The organism is Streptomyces sp. NPDC045956 (assembly GCF_056430705.1).
This window is the reverse complement of sequence record NZ_JBWKKZ010000003.1, coordinates 247,899-271,703: the sequence shown is the minus strand read 5'-3', so window position 1 is coordinate 271,703 and position 23,805 is coordinate 247,899. Positions and strand designations below refer to the sequence as shown.

Annotated in this window: 21 protein-coding genes; 5 read left to right on the top strand and 16 right to left on the bottom strand. The window is 74.6% G+C overall.

Translation table 11 applies throughout. The features are described from left to right. Window positions 1-6: 6 nt before the first annotated feature. The 11 genes from AC07FV_RS10225 to AC07FV_RS10175 form a co-directional block, all read right to left on the bottom strand. Entirely contained in the window at window positions 7-996 is a 990-nt protein-coding gene (locus AC07FV_RS10225) for a glycosyltransferase family 2 protein (RefSeq protein WP_479086091.1), read from the bottom strand. Next, window positions 993-1,961, bottom strand: coding sequence for a glycosyltransferase family 9 protein (locus AC07FV_RS10220; protein WP_479086090.1), 969 nt, complete (start codon window positions 1,959-1,961; stop codon window positions 993-995). The genes AC07FV_RS10225 and AC07FV_RS10220 overlap by 4 nt, the downstream gene beginning before the upstream one ends. 122 nt (window positions 1,962-2,083) lie before the next feature. Further along, a complete protein-coding gene (gene rfaE2, locus AC07FV_RS10215) occupies window positions 2,084-3,454 on the bottom strand; it encodes a D-glycero-beta-D-manno-heptose 1-phosphate adenylyltransferase (RefSeq protein ID WP_479086088.1) in 1,371 nt (456 codons plus the stop codon). After that, window positions 3,447-4,067, bottom strand: a complete 621-nt coding sequence (locus tag AC07FV_RS10210; protein ID WP_479086087.1) for a D-sedoheptulose-7-phosphate isomerase — start codon at window positions 4,065-4,067, stop codon at window positions 3,447-3,449. Before AC07FV_RS10210 ends, rfaE2 begins: the two co-directional genes overlap by 8 nt. Next, window positions 4,067-5,284, bottom strand: a complete 1,218-nt coding sequence (locus tag AC07FV_RS10205; RefSeq protein ID WP_479086085.1) for a glycosyltransferase family 4 protein — start codon at window positions 5,282-5,284, stop codon at window positions 4,067-4,069. The genes AC07FV_RS10210 and AC07FV_RS10205 overlap by 1 nt, the downstream gene beginning before the upstream one ends. Further along, a complete protein-coding gene (locus tag AC07FV_RS10200; RefSeq protein WP_479086084.1) occupies window positions 5,281-6,231 on the bottom strand; it encodes a glycosyltransferase in 951 nt (316 codons plus the stop codon). Before AC07FV_RS10200 ends, AC07FV_RS10205 begins: the two co-directional genes overlap by 4 nt. Then, entirely contained in the window at window positions 6,228-7,217 is a 990-nt protein-coding gene (locus AC07FV_RS10195) for a glycosyltransferase family 9 protein (RefSeq protein ID WP_479086083.1), read from the bottom strand. Before AC07FV_RS10195 ends, AC07FV_RS10200 begins: the two co-directional genes overlap by 4 nt. Next, window positions 7,214-7,834, bottom strand: a complete 621-nt coding sequence (locus tag AC07FV_RS10190) for a D-glycero-alpha-D-manno-heptose-1,7-bisphosphate 7-phosphatase (RefSeq protein ID WP_479086082.1) — start codon at window positions 7,832-7,834, stop codon at window positions 7,214-7,216. The genes AC07FV_RS10195 and AC07FV_RS10190 overlap by 4 nt, the downstream gene beginning before the upstream one ends. Next, entirely contained in the window at window positions 7,831-8,865 is a 1,035-nt protein-coding gene (locus AC07FV_RS10185) for a glycosyltransferase (RefSeq protein ID WP_479086080.1), read from the bottom strand. The genes AC07FV_RS10190 and AC07FV_RS10185 overlap by 4 nt, the downstream gene beginning before the upstream one ends. Continuing rightward, a complete protein-coding gene (locus tag AC07FV_RS10180; RefSeq protein WP_479086079.1) occupies window positions 8,862-10,496 on the bottom strand; it encodes a carbamoyltransferase family protein in 1,635 nt (544 codons plus the stop codon). The genes AC07FV_RS10185 and AC07FV_RS10180 overlap by 4 nt, the downstream gene beginning before the upstream one ends. A gap of 219 nt (window positions 10,497-10,715) precedes the next feature. Then, complete coding sequence (locus tag AC07FV_RS10175; RefSeq protein ID WP_479086078.1) at window positions 10,716-11,708, bottom strand: UDP-glucuronic acid decarboxylase family protein; 993 nt, start codon at window positions 11,706-11,708, stop codon at window positions 10,716-10,718. Window positions 11,709-11,836: 128 nt separating this feature from the next. On the opposite strand from AC07FV_RS10175, the gene AC07FV_RS10170 reads away from it, so the two are divergent. From AC07FV_RS10170 to AC07FV_RS10155, 4 genes are all read left to right on the top strand, one after another. Further along, a complete protein-coding gene (locus AC07FV_RS10170; protein ID WP_479086077.1) occupies window positions 11,837-12,661 on the top strand; it encodes a polysaccharide deacetylase family protein in 825 nt (274 codons plus the stop codon). A 46-nt stretch (window positions 12,662-12,707) separates the two neighbouring features. Then, window positions 12,708-13,151, top strand: a complete 444-nt coding sequence (locus AC07FV_RS10165) for an SRPBCC family protein (RefSeq protein WP_383639247.1) — start codon at window positions 12,708-12,710, stop codon at window positions 13,149-13,151. Between the two features lie 85 nt (window positions 13,152-13,236). After that, window positions 13,237-14,103, top strand: a complete 867-nt coding sequence (locus AC07FV_RS10160; RefSeq protein ID WP_479086076.1) for an endonuclease/exonuclease/phosphatase family protein — start codon at window positions 13,237-13,239, stop codon at window positions 14,101-14,103. A 288-nt stretch (window positions 14,104-14,391) separates the two neighbouring features. Next, window positions 14,392-15,018 carry a hypothetical protein gene (locus AC07FV_RS10155; RefSeq protein ID WP_479086074.1) on the top strand — a complete coding sequence of 209 codons (627 nt, stop codon included), beginning with the start codon at window positions 14,392-14,394 and terminating at the stop codon, window positions 15,016-15,018. A gap of 30 nt (window positions 15,019-15,048) precedes the next feature. Here AC07FV_RS10155 and AC07FV_RS10150 read toward each other — a convergent pair whose 3' ends face one another. From AC07FV_RS10150 to AC07FV_RS10130, 5 genes are all read right to left on the bottom strand, one after another. Next, on the bottom strand, window positions 15,049-16,200 hold the full coding sequence (locus AC07FV_RS10150) for an XdhC family protein (protein WP_479086072.1): 1,152 nt from the start codon (window positions 16,198-16,200) through the stop codon (window positions 15,049-15,051). A 51-nt stretch (window positions 16,201-16,251) separates the two neighbouring features. Continuing rightward, a complete protein-coding gene (locus AC07FV_RS10145) occupies window positions 16,252-17,709 on the bottom strand; it encodes an NCS2 family permease (protein ID WP_479086071.1) in 1,458 nt (485 codons plus the stop codon). A 220-nt stretch (window positions 17,710-17,929) separates the two neighbouring features. Further along, a complete protein-coding gene (locus AC07FV_RS10140) occupies window positions 17,930-20,314 on the bottom strand; it encodes a xanthine dehydrogenase family protein molybdopterin-binding subunit (RefSeq protein WP_479086069.1) in 2,385 nt (794 codons plus the stop codon). Window positions 20,315-20,316: 2 nt separating this feature from the next. Then, window positions 20,317-20,919, bottom strand: a complete 603-nt coding sequence (locus AC07FV_RS10135; RefSeq protein WP_383639219.1) for a (2Fe-2S)-binding protein — start codon at window positions 20,917-20,919, stop codon at window positions 20,317-20,319. Further along, window positions 20,919-21,809 carry an FAD binding domain-containing protein gene (locus AC07FV_RS10130; protein ID WP_391968542.1) on the bottom strand — a complete coding sequence of 297 codons (891 nt, stop codon included), beginning with the start codon at window positions 21,807-21,809 and terminating at the stop codon, window positions 20,919-20,921. The genes AC07FV_RS10135 and AC07FV_RS10130 overlap by 1 nt, the downstream gene beginning before the upstream one ends. Window positions 21,810-22,098: 289 nt before the next feature. Here AC07FV_RS10130 and AC07FV_RS10125 point away from each other — a divergent pair, with 289 nt between their 5' ends. Further along, a complete protein-coding gene (locus AC07FV_RS10125; protein WP_479086067.1) occupies window positions 22,099-23,793 on the top strand; it encodes a PucR family transcriptional regulator in 1,695 nt (564 codons plus the stop codon). Window positions 23,794-23,805 lie beyond the last annotated feature (12 nt).

Here is a 23,805-nt window from a genome sequence, read left to right as displayed (position 1 = left end):
CGTCGGTCATGACGGCGCTGCGGCCGTGCCGTCGGTGCCCTCGCGTCCGTCGAGGAGGCGGGCGGCGCGCTCCACGTGCGGGGGCAGGGGTCGGCGGGCGCGCAGGGCGGCGGGCAGGCGGGTGAGCGTCTCCCGCAGGGCGCGCCGGGCGTGCGGGTCGTGGCGGGCCTCGGCGGCGAGGGCGCGGGTGCGGGCGAGGGCGTGCGGGAGGGGGCGGCGCAGCCAGGCGGTGAGCAGGGCGTTGCGGCGTAGGACGGCCGGGCGGTCGGCGCGGGGGGCGGGGTCCGGGTGGTGGTGGGCGGTCCCGTCGGGGCAGTGCGTGACGCCCCAGCCGCGGGAGGCCAGGTCGTAGGCGAGGAGGGTCTCCTCGGCGCCGAAGAAGAGCAGGGGGTGGTAGCCGCCCGCGTCCAGGTAGGCGGTGCGCCGGGCGACGGCGGCGCAGGCGAGGAAGCCGAGCACCTGCGTGCCGGGCAGGTCGGCGGCGCGGCCGAGGGGGGACCCGGCGAGCACGTCGTTGAGGGGGTCCGCGTCCTCGGCGGGGCCCACGAGGACGCGGGCGGCGACCAGGCCCAGCCGCGGGTGCCCGTCCAACAGTCCGGCCGCGGTGCCGAGCGCGCCGGGCGCCCACCAGGAGTCGTCGTCGCTGAACGCCACGTACGGGGTGTCGAGGGCGCGGACCCCGTGGGTGCGGGCGAGGGCGCCGCGGTTGAAGGGCAGGGAGACCACGCGCACCCGGGGGAAGTCGCGGGCCAGCATGGCGCGGGTGCCGTCGGTGGAGGCGTTGTCGACGACGAGGACCTCGGGCCGCTCGGGCAGGGCGAGCAGGTTCCGCACGGTGACGGCGAGGCTCGCGCGGCGGTTGCGGGTGGCGACGACGATGCCGACGGGGGCGGCCGCGGAGGGACCGGCGGGGTCGGCGCGGGGCCGTTCGCGGGTGGCCGGCGGTCCGTGCGGCACGGCCTGTTCCGGGGCGCGGTGCGGCGTGCCGTGGCTCATGGTGTCTCGTCCAGGACGCCCGGGGCGTCGAGTGCGGCCAGGACGTCCTCGGCGCGGATGCGCAGCAGCGCGGGGTCGGTCGTGCGGCCGTGCGGGTCGCCGTCCGGGCCGGGGTACCACAGGGCGCGGTGACGGGGGTGGTCGGGCGGGCCCCAGCGGCTGGGCGGAACCGGGCCGAAGAGGGTGACGGAGGGGGTGGCGTGGGCGACGGCGAGGTGGGCGACGCCGGTGTCGCCGCTGACGACGGCGCCTGCTCCGGCCACCAGGGCGGAGAGCCGGTCGAGGGGCAGACCGCCGCCGAACACGTCCGTGTCGGGCAGGTGGGCGAGCTTGGCCAGCCTGGCCACCAGGTCGCCCTCCGCCGCTCCCCCGGTCACGACGACCCGGTGTCCCCGCGCGCGCAGCGCCTCGGCTACGGCCGCGTACCGCTCCACGGGCCAGCAGCGGGACGGGGCGCCGGCGCCGGGGTGCAGGACCACGGCGCCGGGGGCGGGGGCCGGCGTCCCGGGGCGGGGCAGGCGCAGGTCGGCCGGGTCGGCGTCGATGCCGTAGGCCCGCAGCAGACGGCACCAGCGGTCGCGTTCGTGCTCCTCGGCGTACCAGGGCGGTCCGTCCGCCTCGGGCGTCCGCGGGTGCGCGAACGCCAGCAGCTTCAGGGGGCGCAGCCCGGCCAGCAGACGGTGGCTGGGCGGTCCGTTGCCGTGCAGGTCGACGGCGACGTCCGGGGGCGGTCCGGTCCAGTCGAGGGTGCGCGGGACGGCGCGGCCGGGTGCGGCGGCGGGCAGCAGCCGGTCCACGGCTCCCGTCGCCGCGACGAGCGGCGCCAGCTCGGCGGGGGCCGCCAGCACCAGTTCGTGCCGCGGATACGCCCGGCGCAGCGCGCGCAGCGCGGGCACCCCGGCGAGCAGGTCCCCCAGCCCGAGGGCACGCAGGACGAGCACCCGGGGCCGGGCACGCTTGCCCACCGGGTCCGGCCGCTCCGGCGCACGGTCCCGCGCCGGGCCGGAAGCCGTGTACGCCGGGCCGGAAGCCGTGTACGCCGGGCCCGGAACCGGGGAAGCCGCCCCGGGTTCCGGTGTGGACCGTGTCATCGGACCCCCTCCGCCGCCCGGGCCAGCAGGGCCGTGGAGGAGCGGCCGTCCAGGTAGGGCAGGAGGACCGCCTGGCCGCCCCACTCCTGGAGGAGCGCGGCCTCGGGGAGGTCCGCGCCCGCGTAGTCGCCGCCCTTGACCCAGACGTCGGGGCGCAGGTCGCCGAGGAGGCGTTCGGGGGTGTCCTCGTCGAAGACGGCGACGGCGTCGACGCAGGCCAGGGCGCGCAGCACGCGGACGCGGTCGGCGAGGGGGTTGACGGGGCGGCCGTCGCCCTTGCGGCGCCGGACGGAGGCGTCGGAGTTGACGCAGACGACGAGGCAGTCGCCGAGCCGCCGGGCGGCCTGGAGGAGACCGACGTGGCCGGCGTGCAGCAGGTCGAAGCAACCGCCCGCCGCGACCACCGTGCCGTGCTGGGCGCGGACGCGGGCGGTCAGGGCCCGCGGGTCGTCGGAGTCGGCGTGCGGGGCGGACGCCGGGCCGGAGCCGGCCGGGGGCAGGGCGCCGGCCCCGCCGGCGGCGACGAACGCCGTCGCGGCGCCCACCGCGCCCTCGACGGCCTCCCCCACGAGTGCCCCGTCGGCGAGCAGTCCGGCGGCGGTGGCGGCGAACCGGTCGCCCGCGCCGCACGCGTCGCCGTGGTGGGCGCCGGGGGCGGGGACCAGCAGCGGGTGTTCGCCGTACGAGAGGAGGGCGCCGCGGGAGCCCAGGGTCACCGTCACCGCGGCCACCCGCCAGTCGCGCACCAGCGCGGCGGCGTCGAGGGCGGCGGCGCGCAGCCCTCCGCCCGCCCGGCCGTCCCGGGGCGCGAAGCCGTGCGCCTCCTTCTCGGCCGGGGTCACCAGCCGGGTGCCGGGCACCGGCGGGCCCCCGCGCGGGTGCGGGTCCCAGACCAGGGGCGGGCGCGCGGCCAGTACGTCGCGCAGGGCGTCGGCGGCGCCGCGGCCGTAGTCGGAGACGAGGACCGCACGGGCGTCGCGCAGCGCGGCGCGGGCCTCCTCGGTGGCCTCGCGGACCCGGCCGCCGCCGCGGTCGAGGCGGACGACGGGGCTGCCCTGCGCCAGCACGCGGGTCTTCTCGGGCACCGTGCCGGTGAGCGGGAGGGGGACCAGCGTCAGCCAGGGTTCGAGGAGTTCGCGCAGGGCGAGGCCGGCCGGGTCGTCGCCCAGGCCGGTGATCAGCGTGACCTCGCGGCCGTCGCGTGCGGCGAGGTACGCGGCGAGGGCCGCTCCCCCGGGCCGTACGCGTTCCGCGCACTCGGAGACCACCGGGACCGGCGCGTCGGGGGCGAGCCGGTCGGCCGAGCCGGTGAGGTCGCGGTCGAGGAGGGCGTCGCCGACGACGACCAGGGGGGTCCGGTCAGCCATGCGTTCCGTCACCTCCGCCGTCCCGTGCCGTGCCGCGCACACCCTGTTCCAGGGCGGCATCGAAGGCCGCGCAGATCATGTGCACGGCGACCAGGTGGATCTCCTGGACGGTGGCCGTCGAGGGGGCGGCCACGCACAGGGACTCGTCGCTGCCCGCCATGAGGGGGTTGGGTTCGCAGCCGGTCAGCGCCCACACCCGTACCCCGGCGGCGCGCGCGGCGTCCGCGGCGGAGAGCAGGTTGGCACTGGCGCCGCTGGTGGAGAGCAGCATCAGGACGTCGCCGTCGCGGCCGTGGGCGCGGACCTGGCGGGCGAACACCTCGTCGACGCCGTAGTCGTTGGCGATGGCGGTGGTGCTGGAGGTGTCGGCGTGCAGGGCGATCGCGGAGAACGGCGGCCGGTCGTCGCGGTAGCGGCCGACGATCTCGGCGGTGAGGTGCTGGGCCTGGGCGGCGCTGCCGCCGTTGCCCGCGGCCAGCAGCCGGCCGCCGCCGGCGAGCACGGCGGCGAGCCGCCGGCCCCAGCGTTCGGTGATGTGCGCGGAGGCACGGAACGCCCCCAGCGCTTCCTGGAGTTCGTCGCAGTGCCCGACGACGGGCGGGTGCACGGTCATCACGCCACCTCCTTCGACAGTGCGTGGTCGGCGAGGGTCAGGCGGTAGACCTGTTCCGCGCCGTCGGCGACGCGCGCCCAGGTGTAGTGCCTCAGGACGCGTTCGCGGCCGTTCCTGCCGTACTGGCGGCGCAGCCGTTCGTCGGCGAGGAGTTCCCGGGCGGCTTCCGCGACGGCGTCCGGGTCCCGCGGGGTGACCAGGCGGCCCGTGATGCCGTCGGCGACGGAGTCGCGGTGGCCGCCGACGTCGGTGGCGAGGACCGGCACGCCGCAGGCCATCGCCTCCAGCGGCACGATGCCGAACGGCTCGTAGCGGGGGGTGCAGAGCACCAGGTCGGTGCTGCGGAGCAGGGCGGGCATGTCGTCCGGGTCGACGGCGCCGAGCAGCCGGACCCGGTCGGCGACGCCGACGCGGTGGGCGAGCGCGGTCAGGCGCCGGGCCTCGGGGTCGGCGTCGACGGCTCCGGCGGGCGGGCCGCCGGCGATCAGGAGTTCGGTGTCGGGGATGTGGGCCAGGGCCCGTACGGCCTGGTCGTAGCCCTTGCGGGGCACGAGCCGGCCGCAGGCGAGCAGGCGGTGGCGCCGGCGTCTCTCGGGGGTGCGGCCGGTGTCGGCGGCGGGGTGGAAGTGGTCGACGTCCACGCCGCAGGGCACCACGGAGATCTGCCGGGGCGGTACGCCCATGTCGCCGAGTTCGACGACCTCGTCGGTGCAGGTGGCCAGGACCCGTTGGCAGGCGCGGCCGAGCTGCCGCTCGATGCCGACGCGCTCGTACGGGCTGGTGTCCCGCAGGCCCTGGTGGCGCCGCTTGACGGTGCCGAGGGCGTGGAAGGTCTGCACGAGCGGGATGCCGTGCGGGCGGGTGCCGATCTGCGCGGCCATGCCGGACATCCAGAAGTGGGCGTGCACCACGTCGGGCCGCTCCCTCGCCCAGGCGCGGGCCAGGTGGGCGCCGAAGGCGGGCATGTGCGGGAAGAGTTCGTCCTTGGGGACGGCCGTGGGTGGTCCGGCGGGCACGTGCTCGACGACCGCGCCACCGGGCACGGGCACCCGGTCGGGCAGGTCGGTGGCGTCCCGGCGGGTGTAGACCGTGACGTCGTGGCCGCGCTTGGCCAACTCCTCGGTGAGGCGGGCCACGTAGACGTTCTGTCCGCCGGCGTCGACGCCGCCGAGCGCGGCGAGGGGGCTCGCGTGCTCGGACACCATGGCGATCCTCATCGGGTGACCTCCTTCAGCAGCCGCTCCCAGTCGTCCAGGAAGCGGGACAGCCCGTAGCGGGCGAGGGCCGCCGCGCGGGCCTCCTCGCCGGCCGTCCGCGCGTGCGCCCGGTCGGCGAGGAAGCCGCGTACGGCGTCGGTCAGTACGTCGATGCGGTTGGAGACGACCCCGGCGCCCGGCGGCACGGCCTCGGTCACCTCGGTGGTGGCGAGGGCGACCACGGGCATGCCCAGGTGCATGGCCTCCAGCAGGGACAGGCCGAGCGAGGTCCACCGGACGGGGTGGACGTAGACGCGGCGGCGGGCCAGCTCGCTGTGCAGGTCGGCCTGGGGGACGTCCCGGGTGCGGCAGCGGTCGGGGGCGAGGCCGAGGTGGGCGGCGAGTCCCTCGGTGCGCATGCCGAACACGTCGAGCGGGGCGGCGCGGGAGAACTCGGGGAGGAGATCCGTGCCGGTGGTGCGCCCGCGCCTGATCGGCTCGTTGACGACGACGGCGGCGCGTTCCAGTTCGCCGGTCCAGCGGTGGCCGGGGTCGACGATGCCGTGTTCGACGACGGCCGTCTCGGCGGGACCCGCGTCCCACATCAGCCGGTTGAAGTGGGTGACGTGGACGAGGGTGGTGCCGGGGAGGTCCGCGGCGGGGTGGCGGGTGTCGGGCACGTTCCCGTCGGGGGCGTTGTGCTCCAGGTAGAGCAGCGGGGGACGGCGGCCGAGCCACCGGTCGACCAGGGCGAGTTCGTGCGGCCGCTGGAGGATCACGAGGTCGACGTGCTCGTCGCGCAGCCGCTCCGGCTCCACTTCGACCACGGAGTCGGGCCAGTCCCAGGTGCGGGCGCGGCCGAGGCCGTCGGGTCCGCGGTCCGGGGTGACGGGGACGAGGTAGGTGTGCGGGCCCTGCACGAAGGCCGTGGTCCACGACCCGTGCACGTGCCAGATGAGGATTCTCATGCCTCCCCCAGGAGTTTCTCGACGGCGGCGGCCACGTCGGTCGCCGTGACGGTGTTCAGGCAGGGGTGGCCGGGGACGGGGCAGTCCCGGGCCCTGCTGTCGGCGCAGGGCGCGTCCTGGTCGCCGAGCAGGAGGTAGGGGACGCCGTACGGCCGCCAGCGCTCCGCCGGTACGACGGGCGCGAACAGGGACACCACCGGGGTGCCGACGGCGGCGGCGAGGTGGGCGGGCGCCGTGTTGCCGGTGACGACGACGCCCGCGCCCGCGAGGACGCCGGACAGCTCCGGGGCCTCGGTGCGGCCGCCGAGGTCGGTGCCGTGCCCTCCCGCGACGTGGGCGGTGAGGTCGCGCTCGTCGGGGCCGCCGGTGACGAGCACCCGGTGCCCGGCGGCGGCCAGTTCGCGTACGGCCTCGGCGGCGCGGTCCGGGCTCCAGGCGCGGGCGGGGACGCTGGCGCCCGGGTGGAGGACGACGTAGGGGCCGGGGCCGGTGAGGTCCTCGGTGCGGGGCGGCGCGTGCACCCGCAGCCGCCCGTCGTCGGGCCGGGGGAAGCCGGCGGCCTCGGCGAGGTCGAGCGCCGCCTCCACCTCGTGGGCGTGCGGGGCGCGCCGGTGGCGCAGGTCGAGCAGCGAGCCGGGGTAGTCGACGCTGTCGGCGGCGATGTGCCGGACGCCGGCGAGGCGCAGCACCAGGGCGGTGGGCAGCGGGGACTGGTGGAAGGAGGTGAGGACCAGCGCGGTGTCGGCGTCGATACGGTCCACGAGGGCGTCGATGTCCGCGCGGCTGACGTCGGGCGGCCGGAACCCGCCCCAGGGGGCGTCCCACACCAGGACCTCGTCCACGCCGGGCAGCAGCCGGGCCGCGGGTGCGCCGCGCGAGCCGCACAGCAGGGTGACGTGGTCGGCCCGTGCGGCCACGGCCCGTACGGCGGGCCCGGCGAGCAGCACGTCGCCGAAACTGTCCAGCCGGGTGACGAGCGCCTTCATCGCGTCCTCCGGCGGGTGTCGGCGACGGGACGCCCGCGGGACGCCGCGGTCCCGGCGGGGGCACCGCTCCCGGCGTCCGCCGGGGTGCCGACCGGGAGCGGGGCGTCGAGCAGCGCCCGTACGGCGGTGAGCAGGTCGGGGGCGACGTGGGGCGCGGCGGCGGTCTCCTCGGGGCGGGTCCGCGCGTTGGGGACGAGGATGCCGTGGGCCCCCGCCCGGGTGGCGGCCTCGGTGTCGGCGCCGATGTCGCCGATGACGACGCAGTCGGCGGGGGCGGCGCGGAGGCGGTCGGCCGCGTGGAGGACCAGGCCGGGCCGGGGCTTGCGGCAGCGGCAGCCGTCGTCGGGGCCGTGCGGGCAGATCGCCCAGACGTCGAAGGGGCCCACGAGGTCGTCGATGCGCCGGTTGACGTGGCGGACGTCGGTCTCGCTGATCAGACCGCGGGCGACGCCGGACTGGTTGGTGACGACGCCGACGCGGATGCCGTGGGCGCGCAGCAGCGCGACCGCCTCGCGGGCGCCGTCGACGGGCCGGACCCGCTCGGGGTCGCCGTTGTAGGGGACGTCGTGGACGAGGGTGCCGTCGCGGTCGAAGAGCACGGCCCGGACGGGGCTCATGCGGCCACCTCCCGCCAGGCGGGGGCGGAGCGGTGCCGCCACAGTCCGCTCAGCCGGTGCCAGGTCGCGGCGGGCGGGATGAGCGCGCTGGTGACCAGCATGGTGGTGACCTCCTGGCGGGTGCGGGGGCCCGGGGCGATCCGCGCCCGGGCGAACTCGGCGGTGCCCGCGGCCCAGCCCAGGCCGGCGACGGCGGCGGCCCGGGGGCGGCCGGCGACGGCGAGGGCGACGGCGGCGGCCCCGGCCGCGGTGATCGCCGCGTGGCGCCTGATCCGGCCCCTGGGCGCCACCGCCTTGGCCCACCACTCGGGGCCGTGCAGCCGCCGCATCAGGGCGTCGTCGGCGTTGCCCCGCTGCTGCTTGAGGGAGACCCAGCGGGAGGCGGGGCGCACGGGGTGGCGGGTGGTGCGGCGGCCCCGCCGGATGCGCCAGCCCGCGTCGAGGACGCGCAGCGCGAGGTCGGCGTCCTCACGGAAGGCCCGGGTGAAGCGTTCGTCGAAGCCGTGGACCTCTTTGAGCACGTCGGTGCGGTAGGCCATGTCGGCGGTGATCCACTGGGCCCGCGCGAGGCCGGCGGTGCCACGCTCCCAGTCGGTGGGCGGGCGCTCGCCGGGCAGCGGAACGGCGATCACCCCCTGCACCGCGCCCGTGTCGGGCGGGGCCTCGGCGAGGTCCTGCATCAGCTGGTCGCGCCAGTGCGGGCCGACCTGGACGTCGTCGTCGAGGAACGCGGTCCAGGGCGCGGTGACCGCGCGGATGCCGGTGTTGCGGGCGGCGGCGGGCCCCCGGCCCCCGCTGCGCAGCACCACCGTGCGCTCGCGCAGGTCGCCGAGGACGGTCAGCGGGTGCTCCAGGTCGGCCGGGTCGGCGTCGGGCCCGGGCCGGTCGTCGACGAGGACGATCTCGTCGGGGCCGGGCCCGTGCGCGGCGGCCAGCGCGGCCAGGCAGTCGGCCAGCGTGTGGCGTACGAGGGTGGGGACGACGACGGCGTAGCCGGTCAGGGACGCGCCGGTCGCGGGTGTGCCGGTCATGCGAACGCCTTCCCCCGGCGCACCGCGAACGGGCCGATGGCCAGTAGGTCCACGGGTGCGGAGCCGAAGCACTCCAGCGCGTCGCGCGGGTCGTCGACCATGGGCCGGCCGGCGGTGTTGAGGCTGGTGTTGACGACGACGGGCAGCCCGGTGCGCCGTTCGAAGGCGCTGAGCATCCGGGCGACGAGGGGCTCGCGGCGCTCCTCGACGGTCTGGATTCGGGCGGTGCCGTCGACGTGGACGACGGCCGGGATGCGGTCGCGCCACGCGGGGGCGACCTCGTGCACGAAGAGCATGTACGGGCTGGGGAGCGGTCCTGTGAAGAGGTCGGCGGCGCGGTCGGCCAGCACCATGGGCGCCACCGGCCGGAACTCCTCGCGGCCCTTGACGTGGTTGAGCCGCTCCAGGTTCTCCGCGCGGCCCGGGTGCGCCATCAGGGAGCGGTGCCCGAGGGCGCGCGGCCCGAACTCGCTGCGGCCCTGGAACCAGGCGACGACGCCGTCGCGGGCGAGTTCCTCGGCGACCGTCTCGGCGATGTCGTCCGGTTCCTCGTACGGGATCGCGGCCGTCTCCAGCCAGGCGCGGAGTTCCTCGTCGCTCCAGCCACGGCCCAGGTCGGCGCCGGGCATGGGCTCGGGGACGGCCGTCTGGGCGGCCACGTGCAGGGCGGCGCCGAGGGCCGTGCCCGCGTCGCCTGCGGCGGGCTGCACCCACACGTGCCGGTACGGGCCGCGGGCGGCGATCTTCGAGTTGGCGACGCAGTTCAGGGCGACGCCGCCCGCCATGGTGAGCGCCTCTCCCTGGGCCTCGCGGTGCAGCCAGTGGACGAGGTCGAGGAGCAGTTCCTCCACCGCGGCCTGGGTGCTCGCGGCGAGGTCGGCGTGGTCCCGCGTCCAGTCCTCGCCCTTGGCGCGGGCCGGGGCGAGGGCCGCCCAGTCGACGCCGTGGGCGCGGAAGCCGCCGTCGCCGGTGGCGTGCACGTGCTCGCGCAGGCGGTCGAGGTGGCGGGGGGTGCCGTAGGAGGCGAGGGCCATCACCTTGTACTCGTCGCTGCTGCGCAGGAAGCCGAGGTGCTCGGTCAGTTCCTCGTAGACCAGGCCCAGCGAGTGCGGGAGGGCCTGGGCGGCGAGGGTGTCGAGCTTGCCGTCGCGGTAGCGGCCGGCCAGGTGGGAGGCGGACTCGCCGCGCCCGTCGAGGACGAGGACGTCGTTGTCGGGGTGGGGCGAGGCCGGTCCGGCGGAGGCGGCGTGCGCCACGTGGTGCGGGACGAAGACGACCTGGTCGGGGTCGAGCCCGGGCAGTGCCTCGGCGAGGAACTCGGGCGCCCGGCGGGCGTACTCCAGGCGGAGCGGGTCCCAGGGGTCGTCCAGGCCCATGTCACGGGCGGGCCGGGCCAGTTTCGGGTCGAAGGAGTAGGCGACGGCGTCCAGCTCCTCGGCCCGGACCCCGGCCTGTTCCAGGCACCACCGGGCCGACAGCTCCGGCACCTCCCACGCGGAGAAGGGCACCGGGCGCTTGCCGTGCTTGCGGCGGCTGAAGCGCTCTTCCTCGGCGGCCGCGACGGTACGGCCGTCGACGACGAGGGCGGCGGCCGGGTCGTGGAACAGGGCGTTGATACCGAGGATGCGCATGGGGCTTGCTCCGTCCCGGGGGACTGCTGGGGTTCGTCTGGCGTCGCGGGTGCCGCCACGCACCAGCCTCAAACACTTGAAGTCAGCTTAATTCCGGAAAAGAACGGACAAATCACCGAGCGTGAGCGCAGGAGTGCCCCTCTCCCCGGCGTCCCCGCCCCCCGACCCCCGAGCCCCCCGACCCTTGCGGCCTCCGCCGCTCCCGCCGCCCCCGTGGGCCTACGCGGCGACGGAGTGCGCGAACCAGCCGATGGTCCGCTCCAGCCCTTCGCTCCACCCGACCCGCGGCCGCCACCCGAGCCGCTCCCGCGCCAGGGTGGTGTCCGGCCTGCGTCGGCCCGGGTCGTCGACGGGGCGGTCGACGAAGCGGATGCGGGAGCCGGAGCCGGTGAGTTCGACGACGCGCCGGGCCAGCTCCAGCATGGTGATCTCGTCCGCGCCGCCGATGTTCATCGGCCCGGTCTCCCCGGACGCGGCGAGGGCCAGGACGCCCTCGACGGTGTCGTCGACGTAGCACAGGGAGCGGGTCTGGCCGCCGTCGCCGGCGACGGTGAGGGGCATGCCGTCCAGCGCCTGCGCGATGAAGGTGGGGACGGCGCGGCCGTCGCCGGTGCGCATGCGGGGGCCGTAGGTGTTGAAGATGCGGACGATGGCGGCGTCGGTGCCGTGCACCTGGCGGTGGGCGGTGACCAGGGCCTCGGCGAAGCGCTTGGACTCGTCGTAGACGCTGCGCGGGCCGATCGGGTTGACGTTGCCCCAGTACGTCTCGCGCTGCGGGTGCTCCAGCGGGTCGCCGTAGACCTCGGAGGTGGAGGCGAGCAGGAAGCGGGCGCCGTCGGCGCGGGCCCGCTCCAGGGCGTTGCGGGTGCCGGTGCTGCCGACGTCGAGGGTCTCCAGGGGCAGCCGGAGGTAGTCGGCGGGCGAGGCGGGACAGGCGAAGTGCAGGACCAGGTCGAACCGCCCGGGCAGGCCACGCAGGGCCGCCGGGTCGGTGGCGTCGGCATGGACGAAGCGGAAGCCGCGGTGCCGTTCGAGGTCGGCGACGTTGCTCCGCGAACCGGTGGCCAGGTTGTCGAGGCACACGACGTCGGTGCCGGTGCCGAGCAGCCGGCCGCACAGGTGGGAGCCCACGAATCCGGCGCCACCGGTCACCAGGGCCCGGCGCCAGACAGGTCTGCTCACGGGGCTGCCGCCCACGGGGGTCTCGCTCACGGGTCTCTCCTCGCTCTCACCGTCACTTCCGTGTCGGCTGAGTAACCCCGCGCACGCCCCCACTACCCCGAACTGCCATTCGAGGGGCACTATGAACCCCGTCTATACACGATGTGTATATTCCCGGCATGCCTTCGCTGACCAAGAAGACGCCGGCCGAGAAGACGCCGACCGGGACGACGCCGACCGGGAAGATGACGAAATCAGGGACCGGGTTGCGTGCGCTCGGGGCTCTCGCGGCCGCCGCCGCACTCGCGCTGAGCGGCTGCACGAAACTGGAGACGACCTCCCCCAGCTCCGTCCGGGGCGCGGCAGGCGCCCAGGCACGGGCCGAGTTCGGCACGGCCGACTGCGGCCGGGTCAAGTGCATCGCGCTGACCTTCGACGCCGGACCGAGCGAGAACTCCGCCCGGCTGCTCGACATACTCAAGGAGAAGCAGGTCCCGGTGACCTTCTTCCTGCTCGGCAGACGGCACATCGACACCTATCCCGAGCTGGTCCGACGCATGGCCGACGAGGGCCACGAGGTGGCCAGCCACACCTGGACGCACAAGATCCTCACGGACGCCGAACCGGACGAGATACGCGAGGAGCTGGAGCGCCCCAACCGGGAGATAGAGCGCCTGACCGGGCAGCGCCCGACCCTGATGCGCCCGCCGCAGGGCCGCACGGACGAGACGGTGCACGAGATCTGCCGGGAGCTGGGGCTGGCGGAGGTGCTGTGGAGCGTGACAGCCAAGGACTACCAGACCGACGACTCCGACCTGATCACCGAACGCGTCCTCGACCAGTCCTCCCGGGACGGCATCATCCTGCTCCACGACATCTACGACGGCACCGTCCCGGCCGTGCCCGGCATCATCGACGCGCTCAAGGCGCGGGGCTACGTCTTCGTGACGGTGCCCCAGCTGCTGGCGCCCGGGAAGGCCGAACCGGGCAAGGTGTACCGCTAGGGCCTGTTGCGAGGTGTCCTCGGGATCATTTCCCTACGATCGTGACGTGGTCACCTTCTCGCTCGAACGTACCGCCCCGCTCCCGCTGGACGAGGCATGGCGCCGGCTCACCGCCTGGCAGCGGCACGGCGACGTCGTGCCGCTCACCCGGGTCACCGTCGCCACGCCCGGGCCCACCCGCCGGGGCACCGTGATCGTGGCCCGCACCGGCACCGGCCCGCTCGCCTTCGACGACACGATGGAGGTGACCCTCTGGGAGCCGCCCTCGGCCGGCGACACCCCGGGGCTGTGCCGCCTGGAGAAACGGGGCCGGCTGGTCCGGGGCTGGGCCGAGATCGAGGTCCGCCCGGGCCCCGGCGGCCGCACCCGGGTCCTGTGGCGCGAGGAGTTGAGCGTGCGCCCGCTGCCCTCCCTCTTCGACGGGGTCCTCGGCCGTTCGGGGCGGTACGTCTTCGGCCGGGCGGTCAACCACCTGCTGCGCCACCCGTGAACCCCCGGTGGCGGGCGGGGGACGGCTTCGGGGCGACTTCGCGCCGGCCACCGCGCGACCGGCGTTTCCCGCGTACCGTGCCGGCATGTCTCCCCGCTCGCGCGTCCTCGTGCAACTGTCCCTCACCGGCGCCCTGTTGACGGTGGCTCTGGCGGCGCCGCCCGCCTCGGCCGGGCCGGGCTCCTCGATCCCGCTGCGCGTCGCCACGTACAACATCCACGCCGGCACCGGGGCCGACGGCGTCTTCGACCTGGACCGGCAGGTGGCCGCGCTGCGCGCGCTCGACGCGGACGTGATCGGCCTCCAGGAGGTCGACGTGCACTGGGGCGCGCGCAGCCAGGGGCTCGACGTCGCCGGGGAGCTGGCGCGGCGGCTCGGGATGCGGGTGTCGTTCGCGCCGATCTACAGCCTCGACCCAGTGGAGGCCGGGGGCCCGCGGCGCGAGTACGGCGTGGCGGTCCTCTCGCGCTTCCCGGTCCGTTCGGAGGCCAACCACGAGATCACGCGCCTGTCCACGCAGGACGAGAACCCGGTCCCGGCCCCCGCTCCGGGGTTCGGGGAGGTGACGCTCAAGGTGCGCGGGGTGCCGGTGCAGGTGTTCGTGACGCACCTCGACTACCGGCCGGACCCGGCGGTCCGGGAGGCGCAGGTGGCCGACACCCGGCGCATCATGGCGCGGGAGCGGGCGGCACGGCCCGGGGCGCGACAGATCCTGCTCGGCGACTTCAACGCGGAGCCCTCGGCACCCGAACTCCAGCCCCTCTGGACCGACCTGCACGACGCCGGCCCCCGTACCGGCGGCACGTACCCGGCCACGGCTCCCGTGAAGCGGATCGACTACGTGGCGGTGGGCGAGGGCGTGCGGGTACGCGGCGCCTCGGTACCCGAGGAGGCAGCAGCCTCGGACCACCGGCCGGTGGTGGCGGAGGTGTCACTCACGAGGTCGAGGTGAGGGTCGGCCTCTTGCGCTCGCCCGGGGCGCGAGGCGACTCGTGAAGCCGCTCGACACGAGCCGTTCGTACGCGCGGACGACTCCGTCCGGCACCACAACCCCGGGCTCCCCGCAGGCGTACGGCTGCGACACCCGGACGCGCACGACACCCACGGGCGATTTCGTGGTCGCCGATGCCTGGCCGGCTGAAGAGTGGGCGTCCGGGCCGGCCGCAAGCGGTCGCCAGGCGTGCTCCGTTGTCAGCGGCAGCCCATAAGGTGCGTCCACCATCCACAAGGGGGAACTGTCATGGGATTCTCGGGTGACCTCGTCTTCGCTCGCAGCGATCGGCCTCTGTTGCAGGCTCCGGTGTTCGACAGCCTCGATGACGCCGTCAAGGCCACCGTGGTCACCTGGGAGGCACGGCCGAGCGGCTGGCAGACGCTCCGGTTCGACTTCGGGACATGGGACGACAGCGCCCTGCCCGGACTGGTCGGGTGGAGCGGAGCACCGGCCTGTGTCGCCCAGATCAACGACAGCGACGTCGCTCTCGTGACCGGGCTCGACGTCACCGGTCGGCGCTGGCAGGCGTGGCTGAATCCGGACGTAGCCGCCAGGCTTCGAGCCGAGGAGCCCGAAGATCTCGAGGATCAGCTCCTCTGGCTGGACACACCGGAATTCCACGATGCGGTCGGCCGTCAGCGCGCGGAGATCGAGGCGGAGATTCCCGCCGACGCCGAAGGCGCGGTTGCCTGGGCCGCAACCGCCGGCCTTCCCGTGACGCCCCGCACTACTGTCAGGGTCGAAGAGCTGCTTCGCTCACACGAGTCCTCCGTGGAGGACCTCTTCAGCACGTTGCTCGACAGGCTGGGCTTCCCCCCGGCCGCTGATCTGCCACGCGCACCATGCGAAGCGACAGCCAGGCGTAGCGGCTGAGTGATCTCCGGCCTGACCAGCCGGCGCCGGTCAGGCCACCGAGCCGATGCGCCGGGTCGGGGACGACGGGCCGTCGTGGTGGATCGGGGTGTGGGCGCCGGTCAGGGAGGTGCCGGTGCCTCCGCGGCGGGTCGCGATGATCTCGGCGGCGATGGAGAGGGCCGTCTCCTCGGGGGTGCGGGCGCCCAGGTCCAGGCCGATGGGTGACCTGAGGCGGTTCAGCTCCAGGTCGCTCACGCCGACCTCGCGCAGCCGGGCGTTGCGTTCCAGGTGGGTGCGGCGGGAGCCCATCGCGCCGACGTACGCCACCGGCAGGCGCAGGGCGAGCCGCAGCAGCGGGACGTCGAACTTGGCGTCGTGGGTCAGCACGCACAGCACCGTCCGCGCGTCCACGTCGGTGCGGGCCAGGTACTCGTGCGGCCACTCGACGACGATCTCGTCCGCCTCCGGGAAGCGGACGGCGGTGGCGAAGACGGGGCGCGCGTCGCACACCGTCACGTGGTAGCCGAGGAACTTGCCGGCCCGCACCAGCGCGGAGGCGAAGTCGATCGCACCGAAGACGATCATGCGGGGTGCCGGGACCGAGGACTCGATCAGCAGCGTGAGCGGTGCTCCGCACCGCGAGCCCTGCTCTCCGATCTCCAGGGTGCCGGTGCGCCCGCTGTCCAGGAAGGCGCCGGCCTCGGCGGCCACCGTGCGGTCCAGCTCGGGATGGGCGCCGAAACCGCCCTCGTGCGAGCCGTCGGGATGGACGAGGAGGGCGCGGCCGGTCAGTTCCGCCGGACCGCTCACGATCCGTGCCACCGCCGCCGCCTCCCCGCGCGCGGCGGCGGTGAGCGCGGCGGCGTACACCGGGCGGGCGGGATCGGCCGCCCGTACCGGTGTGACCAGGATGTCGATGACACCGCCGCAGGTCAGACCCACGGCGAAGGCGTCCTCGTCGCTGTAGCCGAAGCGTTCGAGCACGGTTTCGCCGTCCTCCAGCGCCTGCCGGCACAGCTCGTACACGGCCCCCTCCACGCAGCCCCCGGACACCGAGCCGATCACCGTGCCGCCGGCGTCCACCGCGAGGGCGGCGCCGGGCTGGCGGGGTGCGCTGCCGCCGACGGCCACCACGGTGGCCACGGCGAAGTCGCGTCCCTGCTCGACCCACCGGTCCAGCTCTTCGGCAATGTCCAGCATCTGTCGGTCTCCTCGGACAAGGGGGTAGGGGAAGGGTTCCCGATGCGGCGGCTAGTGCACGCCCAGCCAGTTCTCGATCGGGTTGAGGGCGAAGTAGACGACGAAGATCACCGTCAGGGCCCACATGAAGACGCCGATCTCCCGGGCCTTGCCCTGGGCGACCTTGATGGCGACGTAGGAGATCACGCCGGCCGCGACGCCCGCCGTGATGGAGTACGTGAACGGCATCAGGACGACGGTCAGGAAGACCGGGATCGCGGTGGCCCGGTCGGCCCAGTCCACGTGCCGGGCGTTCATCATCATCATCGCGCCGATGACCACCAGGGCGGCCGAGGCGACCTCCTGGGGCACGATCGCGGTGATCGGCGTGAAGAACAGGCAGGCCGCGAAGAACAGGCCGGTGACGACAGAGGCGAGCCCGGTGCGGGCGCCCTCGCCGACGCCGGTCGCGGACTCGACGAAGACGGTCTGGCCGGAGCCGCCCGCCACGCCGCCGATGGCGCCGCCCGCGCCGTCGATGAACAGCGCCTTGGACAGGCCCGGCATACGGCCCTTGTCGTCGGCGAGCTTGGCCTCGGTGCCGACGCCGATGATGGTGGCCATCGCGTCGAAGAACCCGGCCAGCACCAGCGTGAAGACGATCATGCCGACCGTCATCGCGCCGACCTCGCCCCAGCCGCCGAACTCCAGCTCGCCGAAGAGGGAGAAGTCCGGCATGGAGACCGCGCTGCCGTGCAGCTCGGGGGCGCCGTTGGCCCACTGCTTGGGGTCGATGACCCCGGTCGCGTTCAGCACGGAGGCGACGACGGTGCCGGCGATGATGCCGATCAGGATCGCGCCGGGGGTGTTGCGCGCCTGGAGCATGAAGATCAGGAGCAGGGTGCCCGCGAAGAGCAGGACCGGCCAGCCGGCGAGTTCACCGGCGGGGCCGAGGGTGAGCGGGGTCGCCTCGCCCGCGTGGACGAAGCCGCCCTTCACCAGGCCGATGATCGCGATGAACAGGCCGATGCCCATGGTGATGCCGTGCTTCAGGGCGAGCGGGATCGCGTTCATGATCATCTCGCGCAGCCCGGTGACCACGAGGAGCATGATCACCACGCCGTACATCACGCACATGCCCATGGCCTGCGGCCAGGTCATCTGGGGCACCACCTGCCCGGCGATCACGCCGGAGACCGAGAGCCCGGCGGCCAGGGCGAGCGGCACCTTGCCGACGAAGCCCATCAGGAGCGTGGTGAGCGCCGCCGCGAACGCCGTCGCGGTGATCAGGGCCTTCTGGCCCAGGGTGTCCCCCGCGGCGTCCTTGCCGGACAGGATCACGGGGTTGAGCAGGACGATGTAGGCCATCGCCATGAAGGTGGTGATGCCGCCGCGCACCTCACGCGCGACCGTCGATCCCCGGTGGGATATGTGGAAGTACCGGTCGAGCCAGGACCTGCCGGCGGGGACGCGGGAACCCGCTCCCGCCTCCTCGGCGGTGGTCCTGGGCTCCACGGACTGCTGGGTCATGGGGCCGTCTCCCAAGGTTCAAAGGGGCACCCGCGCGAGTCCGCTGGGGCGGCCGCGGGGATTTGGGATGTGCACGACCCGGGGGACGGCCCGAGACGAACGCATGGGTGGTGGTACGCGTGCGTGGTGGTGCTGCGGGGCCCGCGAGCGGAGCGGGACCCGCGGTGTGCTCCGGGCGGCGCGGAGTGTGTGACGTTCCGTGCGCCGCCCGGAGGTCTGCTCACGCCTTGCCGGTGAGGTGCTCCGGTCGTACGGGCGTGCGGTCGAGCGTCAGCCCGGTCGCGTTGCGGATGGCCGCGAGGACCGCCGGGGTGGACGACAGGGTGGGGGCCTCGCCGATGCCGCGCAGCCCGTACGGCGCGTGGTCGTCGGCGAGTTCGAGCACGTCGACGGGGATGGTCGGCGTGTCGAGGATGGTGGGCAGCAGGTAGTCCGTGAAGGACGGGTTCCTGACCTTGGCGGTCTTGGGGTCGACGACGATCTCCTCCATCACCGCGATGCCCATGCCCTGGAGGGTGCCGCCCTGGATCTGGCCGACCACGGAGAGCGGGTTGAGCGCCTTGCCGACGTCCTGGGCGCACGCCAGCTCGACGACCTTGACCAGGCCCAGCTCGGTGTCGACCTCGACGACGGCGCGGTGTGCGGCGAAGGAGTACTGCACGTGGCCGTTGCCCTGGCCGGTGCGCAGGTCGAAGGCCTCGGTGGGCCGGTGCCGCCACTCCTCCTCGACCTCGACCGCCTCGCCCTCCAGGACGTCTACCAGGTCGCCGAGGACCTCGCCGCCGTCGGTGACTACCTTGCCGCCCTCCAGGAGCAGTTCGGCGGTGGCCCAGGCCGGGTGGTAGGAGCCGAACTTGCGCCGGCCGATCTCCAGGACCTTCTCGCGGACCAGCTCGCAGGCGTTCTTCACGGCGCCGCCGGTGACGTACGTCTGCCGGGAGGCCGAGGTCGAACCGGCCGAGCCGACCTGCGTGTCCGCCGGGTGGATGGTCACCTGGGTCACGCCGAGTTCGGTGCGGGCGATCTGCGCGTGGACGGTGACGCCGCCCTGGCCGACCTCCGCCATGGCGGTGTGGACCGTGGCGACGGGCTCACCGCCCACGACCTCCATGCGCACCTTGGCGGTGGAGTAGTCGTCGAAGCCCTCGGAGAAGCCGACGTTCTTGATGCCGACCGCGTAGCCGACGCCCCGGACGACGCCCTCGCCGTGCGTGGTGTTGGACAGGCCGCCGGGCAGTTGGCGCACGTCGGAGCCCTCGCTGGACTCCCACTGGCGCTCGGGGGGCAGGGGCATCGCCTTGACGCGGCGCAGGAGTTCGGCGACCGGGGCGGGCGAGTCGACCGGCTGGCCGGTCGGCATGATCGTGCCCTGCTCCATGGCGTTGATCCGGCGGAACTCCACCGGGTCCATGCCGAGTTCCTTGGCCACCTTGTCCATCTGCGCCTCGTAGGCGAAGCACGCCTGGACCGCGCCGAAGCCGCGCATGGCGCCGCAGGGCGGGTTGTTGCTGTAGAGGGCGACGGCCTCGATGTCCACGTCGTCGATCACGTACGGGCCGACGGACAGCGAGGAGGCGTTGCCGACGACCGCCGGGGAGGCGGACGCGTAGGCGCCGCCGTCCAGGACGATCCGGCACTTCATGTGGGTGAGCTTGCCGTCCTTGGTGGCGCCGTGCTCGTAGTACAGCCGCGCGGGGTGGCGGTGCACGTGGCCGAAGAAGGACTCGAAGCGGTTGTAGACGATCTTGACCGGCTTGCCGGTGCGCATCGCCAGCAGACAGGCGTGGATCTGCATCGACAGGTCCTCGCGGCCGCCGAACGCGCCGCCGACGCCGGACAGCGTCATGCGCACCTTGTCCTCGGGCAGGCCGAGGACCGGGGCGATCTGCTTGAGGTCGGAGTGCAGCCACTGGGTGGCGACGTACAGTTCGACGCCGCCGTCCTCGGAGGGCACGGCGAGGCCGGACTCGGGGCCGAGGAAGGCCTGGTCCTGCATGCCGAAGTAGTACTCGCCCCGGACGATCACGTCGGCCCGCTCGGCGGCCGCGTCGGCGTCACCGCGCACGATCGGCTGGCGGTGCACGATGTTGGGGTGCGGGACGTGGCCGATGTGGTGGTCGTCGCGGTTCTCGTGGACGAGGATCGCGTCCGGGGCGGTCGCGGAGGCCTCGTCGGTGATGACGGGCAGCTCCCGGTACTCCACCTTGATCTTGGCGGCGGCGCGGCGCGCGGTCTCCGGGTGGTCGGCGGCGACGATGGCGACCGGCTCGCCGTGGTGGCGGACCTTGCCGTGCGCGAGGACCGGGGTGTCCTGGATCTCCAGGCCGTAGTTGCGGATCTCGGTGGGCAGGTCGTCGTAGGTCATGACGGCGTAGACGCCGGACATGGCGAGGGCCTCGCCCGTGTCGATGGACACGATCTCGGCGTGGGCGACCGGGGAGCGCAGGATCTGGCCCCAGAGCATGTCCTCGTGCCACATGTCGGACGAGTAGGCGAACTCGCCGGTGACCTTGAGGGTGCCGTCCGGGCGGAGCGTCGACTCGCCGATACCGCCCTTGGTCTTCGAACCCTGGGTGATTTTGGTGGGTGCGCCGTTGGCAGCCATGCTCAGACCCCCTCGGACTGGCGGGCCGCGGCCAGCCGGACCGCGTCCATGATCTTCTCGTAGCCCGTGCAGCGGCACAGGTTGCCCGACAGCGCCTCGCGGATGTCCGCGTCGGTCGGGTTCGGGTTGCGCTCCAGCATCTCGTCGGCGGCGACCAGCAGGCCGGGCGTGCAGAAGCCGCACTGGACGGCGCCGGCGTCGATGAACGCCTGCTGGATGGGCGCGAGTTCGGTGCCCTCGCCGGTCTGCGAGTCGGTGCCCGCGGCCTGCCAGCGCTTGGCCTCGTCGAGCGAAGTGCCCTTGCCCTCGCCACCACCGCCGCCGCAGGCGCCGCTCGCGCAGCCCTCGGCGCGCTGCTGGGCGAAGTCGGCCAGGCCCTCGACCGTGACGATCTCGCGGCCCTGCGCCTGACCGGCCGCGACCAGGCAGGAACAGACCGGGACACCGTCCAGGCGGACCGTGCAGGAGCCGCACTCGCCCTGCTCGCAGGCGTTCTTGGAGCCGGGCAGGCCGAGCCGCTCGCGCAGGACGTAGAGGAGGGACTCGCCCTCCCACACGTCGTCGGCTTCCTGCGGGCGTCCGTTGACAGTGAAGTTGACGCGCATTACGCGGCTCCCTCCGTGGTGTGGCGGGCGCCGCGGTACGACTCCCAGGTCCAGGTGAGCGTCCGGCGGGCCATGACGCCGACCGCGTGGCGGCGGTAGCTCGCGGTGCCCCGGACGTCGTCGATCGGGTTGCAGGCGGCCGAGCACAGGTCCGCGAACTGCTTGGCCACCGACGGCGTGATGATCTTGCCGTTGTCCCAGAAGCCGCCCTCGTCGAGCGCGGCGTTCAGGAAGTCCTCCGCGGCCTTCGCCCGTACGGGCGTGGGGGCCGCCGAGCCGATGCCGGTGCGGACCGTGCGGGTCTCGGGGTGCAGGGCCAGTCCGAAGGCGCACACGGCGATGACCATGGCGTTGCGGGTGCCGACCTTGGAGAACTGCTGCGGGCCGTCGGCCTTGCGGACGTGCACTGCGCGGATCAGCTCGTCGGGCTCCAGCGCGTTGCGCTTGACGCCCTTGTAGAACTCGTCGATCGGGATGAGGCGCTTGCCGCGCACCGACTCGACCTCGACCTCCCCCCCGGCGGCGAGCAGCGCGGGGTGCGCGTCGCCGGCCGGGGAGGCGGTGCCGAGGTTGCCGCCCACGCCGCCGCGGTTACGGATCTGCGGGGAGGCGACCGTGTGCGAGGCGAGGGCGAGTCCGGGGAGTTCGGTGCGGAGGGCGTCCATGATCCGGGTGTACGGGACGGAGGCGCCGAGCCGCACGGAGTCCTCGCCGACCTCCCACTCGCAGAGGTCGCCGATGCGGTTCAGGTCCATCAGGTACTCGGGCCTGCGGTGGTCGAAGTTGATCTCGACCATCACGTCGGTGCCACCCGCAATCGGCACAGCGGTGGGGTGCTCGGCCTTCGCGGCGAGCGCCTCCTCCCAGCTGGCGGGGCGAAGGAAGTCCATGACCGGCTCTCTTCTTCGTCTTCGTCTGGTGGTCGTACAGATTGAGCCAATCCGTGTGCGGCGGGCCCGGCTCGTTCATGTGCTGTTCACGTGGAGTGGGCTCAGTACACCGCCCGGTGCTCCACCAGGGTCAGTCGCAGAAACCATGAAGGAGTTGGCTGGCCAGCCCAGGCATCTTGTAGATTCGTATGAAAGGAGGTCCTCAGTAACCTCCTCGCTTTCCTCCGGAAACGCACGACCCAAGCGCGTGACCTGGAACACTTCGAGACAAAGAACGGCGGCGACGAGAATGCGGCTGCGCGCACTGCTGGACACCGACGCGCTGGGCCTCAAGCTGCTCGGCGGCGAGGACGAGCTGGACCGCTCCGTCCGGGGCGTGATGACCACCGACCTGCGGGACCCCAGCCGCTATCTCTCCGGCGGCGAGCTGGTCCTCACCGGCCTGGCCTGGCGCCGGGACGCCGACGACTCCGAGCCGTTCGTCCGCCTCCTCGTGCAGTCCGGCGTGGCCGCCCTCGCCGCCGGCGAGGCGGAGCTGGGCAGCGTCCCGGAGGACCTGGTGGCGGCGTGCGTGCGGCACCGGCTGCCGCTGTTCGCGGTGAACGAGTCGGTGGCCTTCGCGACCATCACCGAGCACGTGGTCCGCCAGGTCTCCGGAGAGCGGGCCGGGGACCTCGCGGCCGTGGTCGACCGGCACCGCCGGATGATGACCTCGGGCCCCGCGGGCGGCGGCCCCGACGTCGTCCTCGACCTGCTCGGCACGGACCTGGACCTGCGGGCCTGGGTGCTCTCGCCGACCGGGCGGCCGGTCGCGGGTCCCAAGGACGCGGGTCCCGCGCTGCCCGCCGAGGTGTGCGCGAAGCTCGCGGCGGAGCATCTGGCCGCCACCCGGGCGGGCCGGCGGGCACCGCACCGGGTGTCCCTGGGCCCGACGACGTACAGCCTCTTCCCGGTGCGCGCCGCGGGGCACCGCACGCCGGGCGCGGCGCGCGTACCGCAGGCCGCGCGGGACGTGCGCGAGACGGTGCTGTCCGACTGGCTGCTGGTGGTGGAGGCGGACGCCGGGGACTGGGCCGAGGAGCGGCTCGACCTGCTCCACGGCGTCACCCAGCTCATCGCCGTCGAGCGCGACCGGCGGGACGCGGCCCGCACGGTCCGCAGGCGGCTCGCGCAGGAGGTCCTGGAGCTGGTGCAGACGGGCGCCGCGCCCGCCGAGATCGCGGCCCGGCTGCGGGTCGCGGCGCCGGTGCTGCTGCCGGGCCTCGGCGCGGCCCCGCACTGGCAGGTGGTGGTCGCCCGGGTCGAGTGGGAGAACGACGGCTCCGCGACCGGGCCGGTCGCCCAGACCCTGCTGGAGGAGATCCTCGTCGACCCGCTCGCCACGGGGCCCGAGCACTCCGACCGCATCGCCGTCGCCCACACCGGCGACGAGGCCATCGCCCTCGTGCCGCTGCCGGCGGTCTCCGCCGAGCACGACGGCTCCGAGACCGGCATCCTCGCGGACGTGCTCCTGGAGGCCGTCCGGGAACCGCTGTCGGCGGGGCTGGACGGCGACGGGCGGGTCACGCTCGGCGTCAGCGCGGCCGTGCACTCGGCGGAGGGGCTGCGCGGCGCGCTGGAGGAGGCGCGGCACGCGCGGCGGGTCGCCGCGGCGCGCTCCGGCCGGGTCTGCGCGGCCGGCCACCAGGAGCTGGCCTCGCACGTCCTGCTCCTGCCCTTCGTCCCCGACGACGTGCGCCGGGCCTTCACCGCCCGGCTGCTGGACCCGCTGCGCGACTACGACCGCCGCCACCGCGCCGAGCTGATCCCGACCCTGGAGGCCTTCCTCGCCAGCGACGGCTCCTGGACGCGCTGCGCCACCCGGCTCCACCTGCACGTCAACACGTTGCGCTACCGCGTCGGGCGGATCGAGCAGTTGACGGGACGTGATCTGTCGCGCCTGGAGGACAAGCTCGATTTCTTCCTGGCGCTGCGGATGAGCTGAGCGGCGGGACAC